Annotated in this window: 9 protein-coding genes; 1 reads left to right on the top strand and 8 read right to left on the bottom strand. The window is 73.4% G+C overall.

What is annotated here, in order from left to right; all coding sequences use genetic code 11:
- Positions 1-131: 131 nt before the first annotated feature.
- Positions 132-494, bottom strand: coding sequence for a VOC family protein (locus ACIRQF_RS35310; protein WP_404098751.1), 363 nt, complete (start codon positions 492-494; stop codon positions 132-134).
- Positions 494-1,327 carry a trans-aconitate 2-methyltransferase gene (locus ACIRQF_RS35305; RefSeq protein WP_376637028.1) on the bottom strand — a complete coding sequence of 278 codons (834 nt, stop codon included), beginning with the start codon at positions 1,325-1,327 and terminating at the stop codon, positions 494-496. The genes ACIRQF_RS35310 and ACIRQF_RS35305 overlap by 1 nt, the downstream gene beginning before the upstream one ends.
- Before the next feature lie 163 nt (positions 1,328-1,490).
- On the opposite strand from ACIRQF_RS35305, the gene ACIRQF_RS35300 reads away from it, so the two are divergent.
- Positions 1,491-1,988, top strand: a complete 498-nt coding sequence (locus ACIRQF_RS35300; RefSeq protein WP_376637029.1) for a MarR family winged helix-turn-helix transcriptional regulator — start codon at positions 1,491-1,493, stop codon at positions 1,986-1,988.
- Here ACIRQF_RS35300 and ACIRQF_RS35295 read toward each other — a convergent pair.
- From ACIRQF_RS35295 to ACIRQF_RS35270, 6 genes are all read right to left on the bottom strand, one after another.
- On the bottom strand, positions 1,947-2,672 hold the full coding sequence (locus ACIRQF_RS35295) for a LuxR C-terminal-related transcriptional regulator (RefSeq protein WP_376637030.1): 726 nt from the start codon (positions 2,670-2,672) through the stop codon (positions 1,947-1,949). The genes ACIRQF_RS35300 and ACIRQF_RS35295 overlap by 42 nt on opposite strands.
- A gap of 226 nt (positions 2,673-2,898) precedes the next feature.
- Positions 2,899-4,056 carry a galactokinase gene (galK, locus tag ACIRQF_RS35290; protein WP_404098748.1) on the bottom strand — a complete coding sequence of 386 codons (1,158 nt, stop codon included), beginning with the start codon at positions 4,054-4,056 and terminating at the stop codon, positions 2,899-2,901.
- Positions 4,053-5,021 carry a UDP-glucose 4-epimerase GalE gene (gene galE / locus ACIRQF_RS35285; RefSeq protein ID WP_382482814.1) on the bottom strand — a complete coding sequence of 323 codons (969 nt, stop codon included), beginning with the start codon at positions 5,019-5,021 and terminating at the stop codon, positions 4,053-4,055. The genes galK and galE overlap by 4 nt, the downstream gene beginning before the upstream one ends.
- Positions 5,018-6,058, bottom strand: coding sequence for a galactose-1-phosphate uridylyltransferase (galT, locus tag ACIRQF_RS35280; protein ID WP_404098839.1), 1,041 nt, complete (start codon positions 6,056-6,058; stop codon positions 5,018-5,020). Before galT ends, galE begins: the two co-directional genes overlap by 4 nt.
- Before the next feature lie 218 nt (positions 6,059-6,276).
- The gene (locus tag ACIRQF_RS35275) at positions 6,277-6,951 is read right to left on the bottom strand and encodes a LuxR C-terminal-related transcriptional regulator (RefSeq protein ID WP_404098745.1); all 675 of its coding nucleotides are present in this window, start codon (positions 6,949-6,951) and stop codon (positions 6,277-6,279) included.
- Between the two features lie 186 nt (positions 6,952-7,137).
- A complete protein-coding gene (locus tag ACIRQF_RS35270) occupies positions 7,138-8,967 on the bottom strand; it encodes a PQQ-binding-like beta-propeller repeat protein (protein WP_382482813.1) in 1,830 nt (609 codons plus the stop codon).
- Between the last annotated feature and the right edge of the window lie 44 nt (positions 8,968-9,011).

The following is a 9,011-nucleotide window of genomic DNA, read 5'->3' as shown; positions in this document are numbered from 1 at the left end:
TTGGGTGGGGCGTTTTTGGGTTCCCTTGGGAGGCTCGGGGCGGGGGGTTGTGGCTCGACGGCCGGGTTTTTGGGGACCCCCACGCGGTCCCCGGGGGGGGGGGGGGCCGCGGCCGCCCCCCCGCCCCCGAATCACTCCAAGGGCTCCAGGAACTCCAGCCGGTTGCCGACCGGATCCTCGGAGTAGAAGCGCCGGTGGCCCGGCAGGTCGTCGTCCCAGACCACGGCGGCCCCGCGTCTTTCCAGGCGGGCGGCGTAGTCGGCGATCCCTTCGACGCGCAGTCCCGGGTGGGCCTTCCGGGCGGCCCTGAAGCCGGCCTCGACTCCCAGGTGGAGCCGTACGGCCCCGGAGGCGAACCAGCATCCGCCGCGGGCGGCGAGCACGGGCGGCTTGGGCACCTCGGTCATGCCCAGGACCCCCACGTAGTAGTCGCGCAGCAGCGGCTCGCTTCCGACCGGAGCGGCGAGCTGCACGTGGTCGACGGCTCGTAACATCAGACACCCTTCGTGGCGACGGCGAAGATCCGGCGGAACGGGAACGCGGTGCCGTGCGGCCCCGGCGGGTAGAACTCGCGCAGTCGTTCCCGGTACTGGTCGAGGAAGGCCTCGGTGGCCGCCCGGTCGTCCCTCAGGGCGGTGAGCACGGGCCGCAGCGCGGTGCCCTTGACCCAGTCCAGGACCGGGTCCTCCCCCACGAGCATCTGGTGGTAGGTGGTCTCCCAGACGTCGGTCTCGCAGCCGAGGTCGGAGAGCCGCTGCAGGTAGTCGCCCGGGTCCAGGATGTGCACGAAGCGGCGCCCCTGGTCCCCGATCCGGTCGCGCCACTCGGGGCTCTCGCAGAGCTCCCCGAGGAGGGCGTGGCTGGGCGAGGTGAAGTTGCCGGGCACCTGGAAGGCGAAGGTGCCGCCGGGCCGCAGCCCGTCGATCCAGAGCGCGAAGGACTCGGGGTGGTTGGGCACCCACTGGAGGGCCGCGTTGGAGACGATCAGGTCGTAGGGCTCCTCCGGGGTCCAGTGGGCCGCGTCGGCCGGCCGGAAGTCGAGCCAGCCGCCGCCCGCGGTGGTGCCGGCCCAGTCCTTCTCCGCGCGCTCCAGCATCTCGGGAGACAGGTCGAAGCCGGTGATGTGCGCGTCGGGCCACCGGTCGGCGAGGAGCGCGGTGACGTTGCCGGGCCCGCAGCCGAGGTCGGCGACCCGGGCGGGACGGCCCTGGTGGGGAAGCTGCGGTATTCGGGCGAGCAGGTCGAGGAACGGGCGGGTGCGGTGTCCGGAGTGGTGCAGGTACTGCTGTGGGTCCCACGTGGGTGCGGCGGAGTCCACGGAATGCATGTTCGAAGCCCCCTTGCTGGAACGAGTTGCCGAAGCGGAACGGAGTTCCGGCCCGGTCCCTTCCCCATAGTCAAGAAGACTATATCTCGACATCAAGATACTTGGAATCGAGAATCTCAAATACAAGAGACTTTATGTCAACAGACCCTCTACACTGATCGCCATGGAGGACGAGGTCGACCGACTGGTCGCTGCATGGCGCCGAGAGCGCCCGGACCTCGACGTGGAACCGCTCGAGGTGCTCAGCCGTGTCTCACGCCTGGCCCGGCACCTGGACCGCGCCCGTCGACTCGCCTTCTCCGAGCACCAGCTGGAGCCCTGGGAGTTCGACGTGCTCACGTCGCTCCGGCGCGCCGGAGCGCCCTACCAGCTCTCCCCCGGACAGCTGCTCACCCAGACCCTGGTCACCTCGGGCACCATGACCAACCGCATCGACCGGCTCGCCAAGAAGGGCCTCGTCGAACGCCTCCCGGACCCCAGCGACCGCCGCGGGGTCCTGGTCCGGCTCACCCCCGAGGGCCGCGACCGCGCCGACCAGGCCCTGGCCGGACTGCTCGCGCAGGAACGGGCGATCCTGGCCCGCCTGTCGCGCACCGAGCGCGGCGAGCTGGCGGCCCTGCTACGCCAGCTGACCGCCCCGTTCGACAACATCCCCGGCTAGCGCGGGCCCGGGCTCGTCCGCCGGCCCCACCCCGGCCCGGCGCGCGAGCGCGACCGCCGCCAGGGTGGAGTGCACGCCGAGCTTCCCCAGGACGTTCTGCATGTGGGTGCGGACGGTGTGCGGGGACAGGAACAGACGCTCGGCGACGGCCTTGCGGCCGAGTCCGGCCACCATGCAGCGCAACACCTCCCGCTCGCGCGGCGTCAGCGACTCGACGAGCTGCTCGCTCTCCGTACGGTGCCGGCGGGCCTCGGTCAGCTCCCTCAGGACCCCCGTCAGCAGGGCCGGCGGCAGATGCGTCTCGTCCCGCAGGACGCCCCGCACCACCGCGAGCAGCCGCTGCAGCGAACAGTCCTTGGCCACCCACCCCCAGGCCCCGGCCTGCAGGGCGAGCGCCGCCCGACGGGCGTCGTCCTTCTCCGCGAGCACCACGGCCCGCACCCCGGGCCGCCCCGAGCGCACCTCGCCCACCAGCTCGACGCCGTCGGCGCCGGCCAGGTCGGAGTCGACCAGCATCACGTCGAACCGGCGGCCCTCGGCCGCGGCCCGGTCCAGACAGCGCAGAGCGGCCGGCCCGCTTCCCGCGGCGGCCACGTCGACGTCGGGCTCCGCCGCCAGCGCGGCGGCCAGCGACTCGGCGAAGACACGGTGGTCGTCCACCACCAGAACCCGGATGCGGGCCACGGACACCCCCAAGTGATCGAGGACGGGCCGGCGCGGGCACGACGCCGGGAACGGGTCCGTCGGCCGCACGGCCGCCGCCGTGCCATGACAGTTGCCCGCCCCGGTCGCCGTACCCGGCGGCTCTCGATACCCCTGAATCAGCACCGGCCCCCACCGGCGCTGCGCACCAGAGTACGGCCGCCGCCGCACCCGGGAGGCGAAAACGCGGAAGTCGCCGTACGCGGCGTCAGATCAGTCGCCGGGCCCCCGCCGACGGCACCGCCGGGAAGACGGCCGGCGCGGCGAACCCGGCGTCGGCGAAGGCCTTCTCCACGGCGGCCGTGACCACCCCGGCCCGGTCCGCCTCGACGAGCACGACGGCGGAGCCGCCGAAGCCGCCCCCGGTCATCCGGGCCCCCAGGGCCCCGGCGGCCACGGCGGTCGCGACGACCAGGTCCAACTCCGCGCAGGACACCCGGAGATCGTCCCGCAGCGAGGCGTGCCCCTCGGTCAACAGGGCGCCGACCGCGCGCGGGTCCCCCGCGTCGAGGAGCCGGATCGTCCGCTCCACCCGGTCGTCGTCGGAGACGACGTGCCGGACGTACCGACGAACCGTTTCGTCGGTCAAACGCGCCAGCTCTTCGGACAGTTGCGCGGCAGCCACGTCGCGCAGCGCGCGTACGCCGAGCGCCCGCGCACCGGCCTCGCACCCGGCGCGCCGCTCGGCGTACGCGCCGTCGCCGAGCGCGTGCTTGACCCGGGTGTCGACGACGAGCAGGCGGAGGCCCTCGGCCGCGAGGTCGAACGGCACCTGCCGGCAGGAGAGGTCACGCGTGTCCAGGAACAGCGCGTGCCCCTCGACCGCGCACGCGGACGCCATCTGGTCCATGACCCCGCACGGCACCCCCACGAAGGCGTTCTCGGCCCGCTGGGCCACCAGGGCGAGCTCCGGGCGCGGGAGCCCGAGCCCGAACAGGTCGTTCAGGGCGAGGGCGACGACGACCTCCAGGGCGGCGGAGGACGAGAGCCCGGCCCCCGTGGGCACCGTGGACGCCAGGTGCACGTCGGCGCCCGTCACCGCGTGCCCGGCCTCCCGCAGCGCCCAGACCACACCGGCCGGGTAGGCGGCCCAGCCGCCCCCCGCGCCGGGCTCCAGGGCGGCGACGTCGAGCTGGACGATGCCGCCCCCGACATCGCGGGAGTGCAGCCGCAGCACGCCGTCCTCCCGGCGGGACACGGCGGCCACGGCCGTGTGGGGCAGGGCGAGCGGCAGCACGAAACCCTCGTTGAAATCGGTGTACTCACCGATCAGGTTGACCCGCCCGGGAGCGGCCCAGACCCCTTCGGGGGCCGCCCCGTACAGCTCGCCGAACCCGTCCGCCACGCCCGCCCCGGCACCGGTCATCCCTGCCCCTGCTCCTTCTTCCGTGCGAACGCCCACGCGTCCTCGACGATGGCCGCCAGGTCCGGGCGGGACGGAGTCCAGCCGAGCCGCTCGCGCGCGGCGTCGGCGGAGGCGACGAGCACGGCCGGGTCCCCGGCGCGGCGCTCGGCCATGACCTCGGGCACCGGGTGGCCGGTCACCTTGCGGACGGTCTCGACGACCTCCCGCACGGAGAAGCCGTTGCCGTTGCCGAGGTTGCAGATCAGGTGCTCGCCCGCGGTCATCGCGTCGAGCGCGCGCAGGTGGGCCTCGGCGAGGTCGGCGACGTGGATGTAATCGCGGACGCAGGTGCCGTCGGGCGTCGGGTAGTCGTCGCCGTACACGTTGATGGCCTCGCGCCTGCCGAGAGCGACCTGCAGCACCAGCGGGATGAGGTGCGACTCGGGGTCGTGCCGCTCGCCGCACTCCCCGTAGGCGCCGGCCACGTTGAAGTAGCGCAGCGAGACCGCGGCGAGGCCGTGCGCGGCGCACTCGCCCGAGATCATGTGGTCGACGGCGAGCTTGGTGGCGCCGTAGGGGTTGGTCGGCGCGGTCGGCGCGGACTCGGTGATCGGCACGCTCTCGGGCTCGCCGTAGGTGGCGGCCGTCGACGAGAAGACGAGCTTGCGCACGCCGGCCTCGCGCATGGCCGCGACGAGCGCCATGGTGCCGCCGACGTTGTTGTCCCAGTACTTCTCGGGCCTGGCGACGGACTCGCCGACCTGCGAGAAGGCGGCGAAGTGCAGCACACCGTCGTACGAGGCGTCGAGCCAGCGTGCGGCGTCCTGGATGCGTCCCTCGATGAACGCGGCCCCGGCGGGGACCCCCTCGCGGAATCCCGTGGAGAGGTCGTCGAGGACGGTGACCTCGTGCCCCGCCTCCAGGAGGTGGGCCGCGACCGTGCTGCCCACATAGCCGGCCCCACCCGTCACCAGGTACTTACTCAACTGCTTGCCACCTCTCGGAGTCTGTCGGCCGCGGACTCCGGCGACACGTCGTTCATGAACGCGCCCATGCCGGATTCGGTGCCCGCGAGGTACTTCAGCTTGCCAGAGGCGCGGCGGACGGTGAAAAGCTCCAGGTGCAGCGCGAACTCCTCGCGGTCGGGGTGGGCGACCGGCGCCTGGTGCCAGGCGGCGATGTAGGGCGTGGGCGGCTCCCCGGCGCCGAAGAGGCGGTCGAAGCGGCGCAGCAGCTCCAGGTAGACGCGGGGGAACTCGTCCCGGGCCGCCGCGTCGAGCCCGGTCAGCGTCGCCGTGCGCCGGTGCGGGTACAGGTGCACCTCGTACGGCCAGCGGGCCGCGTACGGCACGAAGGCGGTCCAGTGCTCCCCGGCGAGCACCACCCGGCCGGCGCCCCGCTCCCGCTCCAGGACGTCGTCGAAGAGGTTGCGGCCGGTGCGGGCGCGGTGCGCGGCGGCGTTCCGCAGCATGGCGGCGGTGCGGGGCGCGGTGAAGGGGAAGGCGTAGATCTGCCCGTGGGGGTGGGCGAGGGTGACGCCGATCTCGGCGCCCCGGTTCTCGAAGCAGTAGACCTGCTCGACGCCCGGGCGGGCGGAGAGCTCGGCGGTGCGGTCGGTCCAGGCGGCGAGGACCACGGCGGTCCGCTCCTCGCCCAGGTCGGCGAAGGACGCCTTGTGGTCGGAGGTGAAGCAGACGACCTCGCAGCGCCCGTTCGCGCCGGACAGCGAGGGGAAACGGTTCTCGAAGACGACGACCTCGTAGGCGTCGGCCGGGATCTCGCTCTGCCACGCCTCGCTGGAGGGGCACAGCGGGCAGGTGTCGGCCGGGGGATGGAAGATGCGCCCCTGCCGGTGCGAGGCGATGGCGACGTCCTCGCCGAGGAGGGGGTCGTGGCGGATCTCGGACGCGGAGGTGACGGGTTCGAGGGAGCGCCGGTCGACGGCGTCGCGGACACGGCCCGGGTGCGCGTCGAAGTAGAGGAGCTCACGTCCGTCGGCGAGGCGGGTGACGGTCTTCTTCACGTTCACGCGGGCAGCCTCCAGCGGCCTCCATCAAACAGAACCACTCATAAAAAAGCACGATCAAACATCGAAGGTCAACACTTCCCTCGCCACGACCCACGGAAGGACCACACCGGGAACGCCGCCCCGCCGGGCCGCCACGTCGGGCTGGCCACCCCGGACCGGCGCCGCCACCCTCAGCGGCACCCTGGACGGACGTCCTGGCCGGACGTCGCCCCCTACGCCCGCTGCACCGGCACGCGGTCGAGGAGTCCCGTACGGGCCGCCAGCGCCGCCGCCTCCAGGCGCGAGCCGACCCCCAGCTTCATCAGCACCCGCTGCACGTGCGTGCGCGCCGTGCTCGGCGCGATCGCCATCCCCGCGGCGATCAGCCTGGTGTCCTCCCCCTCCGCCACCCGGACCAGCACCTCCGCCTCGCGCGGGGTCAGCAGCCGCAGCAGCCGCTGCGCCTCGTCGTCCGGCTGGGCCGCCGGGTTCAGCAGCTCGGCGAAGGCGCTCTGGATGAGCTGGGGCGCCACCGCCACCTCGCCCGCCCGCGCCTTCACCAGCGCCCGCTCGACGCCCTCGATGCGCTCGTCGTGCCGTACGTATCCGGAGGCACCTGCCGCGAAGGCGGCGGCGATCCCGCGCGGCGAGGGCACCGGCCCCAGCACCACGACCGCCACCTGCGGCCGCTCCCGCTTGATCCGCACGACCGGGTCGAAGGTGCCCGGCTCGGCGGGCGCCGAGGTGCCGAGCAGACAGACCTCCGGCGCGCGGCTCACCACCAGCTCCGCGGCCCCGGCCACCGGCGCCGCCGCGGCGAGCACCCGGTGCCCGCGCAGCTTCAGCGCCGAGGCCAGCGCCTCGGCGTGCAGTCTGTGGTCGTCGACCACCATGAGCCGAACGCCCATCGATCCTCCCCCATCCCCATGCGCGGGCCGGCCGTCCCCCGGCCACCCTGCTGCCCGGCAAGCTACACACTCCCCCGCCCCGCTTTGCCCCAATCGCGGCGACCGGTCCCGTCCGGAACACACAGAAGGGGCCCCTCCGTGAGCGGAGGGGCCCCTTCCAGGGCTCTCGGGGAGCCGGCCGGGACGTCAGCCGGCCGTCGAGAAGGCCACGGCCAGGTACTTCTTGTCGTACAGAGAGGTGCTGGCCTTGGTCTTGCTGATCAGCGTGTCCGCGATGAACAGGCGCCCGCCGCCGTAGCGGAACTCGGCGCCGATCGAGCTGAAGCTCGTCTCGGCGGTCCGGGTCGTCTTGTCCGACGGGTTCTCCATGAGCAGCGTCGACTTCATCGTGCCGCCGTCGATGGAGACGACCTGCCCGCCCTTGTCGTAGGGCGGCCACTTGTACGCGATGAGGTTGCCGCCGTCCATGCGCAGCGGGATCAGGGTGTACCGGTCGCCCGCGTCCGTCTTCTCCGGCACCATCCGCCCGTTGGCCAGGTCGAAGGCGACGATCTCGTTGGTCTCGTCGCCGTACTCGCCGGTGCTGCCGTCGTGCTCCTCGGTCGGCAGGTAGAGCCGCCCGTTGCCGACGAGGACCTGGGTGCAGCCCTCGACCCTGGTGGAGCGGCAGCGCGGCGCGTAGCGCTTGGCGTCCGCCGTGATCTTCGCCTTCAGCTTCCCGGTCTTCTCGTCGATGGAGAAGAAGTCCGAGACGCCGCTGCCGTCGTCGGCGGCGTCGTTGACGTCCGCCGCCACGACCAGCGGCTTGGTGGACACGACCGCCGCGAAGTCGACACCCGGGGGCATCTTGTACTGCGAGACCGGCCGCCCGGTCAGCGGGTCGAGGTTCTGGACGGTGACCGTCGGGTCGTCGTACGAGCCGCACTTGCGGACCGCGACGAGGCCGCCCTCGCCACCGCCGTAGCCCAGGTCCTCGCAGTCCCCGGCGTTGGCCTGCGGCTTCCAGCGCGGGTTGCCGTTGGCCAGGTCGAAGGCCGCGCCGCCGTCGAGGCCGCCGGCCGCGACGGTCTGGCCGTGCAGGGTGACCTCCGAGAAGGACACCTTCTTGTCGCCGGCCGTGCCGCCGGTGATCGAGGTCTGCCACACCAGCTTGCCGGTGGTGAGGTCGAGCAGGCCGACCTCGGTGCACGGCTGGAAGTAGCGCGGCGCGACCCGCTTGGTGGCCTCGAAGAGGATCGGCACCTTGAAGTCGGCCGTCATGTGGCGCGAGGCGCCGCAGACCTGGCCGGTCAGCGGCAGGGTCCACAGGGCCGAACCCTTGTCCAGGTCGTAGCCGACCACCGAGTTGACGCCCGTCTTCACGTACGCCTTGTCGGTGATCCAGGAGCCCGAGACGTCGGTGACGTCCGGCACGGTCGGCACCGGCAGCTGGAAGGCGAGCTTGGACTTGGTGTCCGCCGGGGCCTTCTCCTTGCCGCCCCCGCCGAGACCGCCCGCCCCGCCGTCCTCGCCGCCGCCGGTGGCGGCGCCGGAGCTGCCCTTCGCGTTCGGCTCCTCTTCACCACCGCCCGAGTTGGCGTACCAGAGGCCGCCGCCGATGAGCAGCGCGACGGCCACGACCGCCGCGATGACGATCTGCAGCTGGGCGGACAGCTTCCTGCCGCCGCCGGGCGCCCCGGGCACGGGCTGGTGCGGCACCTGGGGGTACTGCGGCTGCGTCGGGTAGCCGTACGGCGGCTGGACCGGCTGCTGCGGCTGGTTCGGGTAGCCGTACTGAGGCGGCTGCTCCTGCTGCGGCTGGGCCGGGTAGCCGTACTGCTGCGGCTGCTCCTGCTGCGGGTATCCGTACTGCGGCTGCTGGGGCTGCTGCGGATAGCCGTACGGCGGCTGGGCCGGCGGCTGCTGCGGCGGAGGCGTCGGCGCGCCGAACCCGCCCGGCGGGGGGTCCTGCGGCGCGCCGAAACCGCCCGGGGGCGGCCCCGGGGGCTGGTTGGGCGGTGGCGGCGGCTGCGTCATGGCGTGGGTTCCTCGGAGGATTCGGTGGACGGACGGGACGGGCG

Origin of the sequence: Streptomyces sp. NPDC101191 (assembly GCF_044767915.1) — a bacterium.
In the GTDB taxonomy this organism is placed as follows: Bacteria; Actinomycetota; Actinomycetes; order Streptomycetales; family Streptomycetaceae; genus Streptomyces.
The sequence above is the reverse complement of the archived record's forward strand: the minus strand, read 5'-3'. Positions and strand labels throughout refer to the sequence as shown.

Excerpts from the sequence above, each read along its gene's own strand:
- ACIRQF_RS35310 (WP_404098751.1), bottom strand. The coding sequence starts at position 494 with ATGTTACGAGCCGTCGACCACGTGCAGCTCGCCGCTCCGGTCGGAAGC.
- ACIRQF_RS35305 (WP_376637028.1), bottom strand. The coding sequence starts at position 1,327 with ATGCATTCCGTGGACTCCGCCGCACCCACGTGGGACCCACAGCAGTAC.
- ACIRQF_RS35300 (WP_376637029.1), top strand. The coding sequence starts at position 1,491 with ATGGAGGACGAGGTCGACCGACTGGTCGCTGCATGGCGCCGAGAGCGC.
- galK (WP_404098748.1), bottom strand. The coding sequence starts at position 4,056 with ATGACCGGTGCCGGGGCGGGCGTGGCGGACGGGTTCGGCGAGCTGTAC.
- ACIRQF_RS35275 (WP_404098745.1), bottom strand. The coding sequence starts at position 6,951 with ATGGGCGTTCGGCTCATGGTGGTCGACGACCACAGACTGCACGCCGAG.
- ACIRQF_RS35270 (WP_382482813.1), bottom strand. The coding sequence starts at position 8,967 with ATGACGCAGCCGCCGCCACCGCCCAACCAGCCCCCGGGGCCGCCCCCG.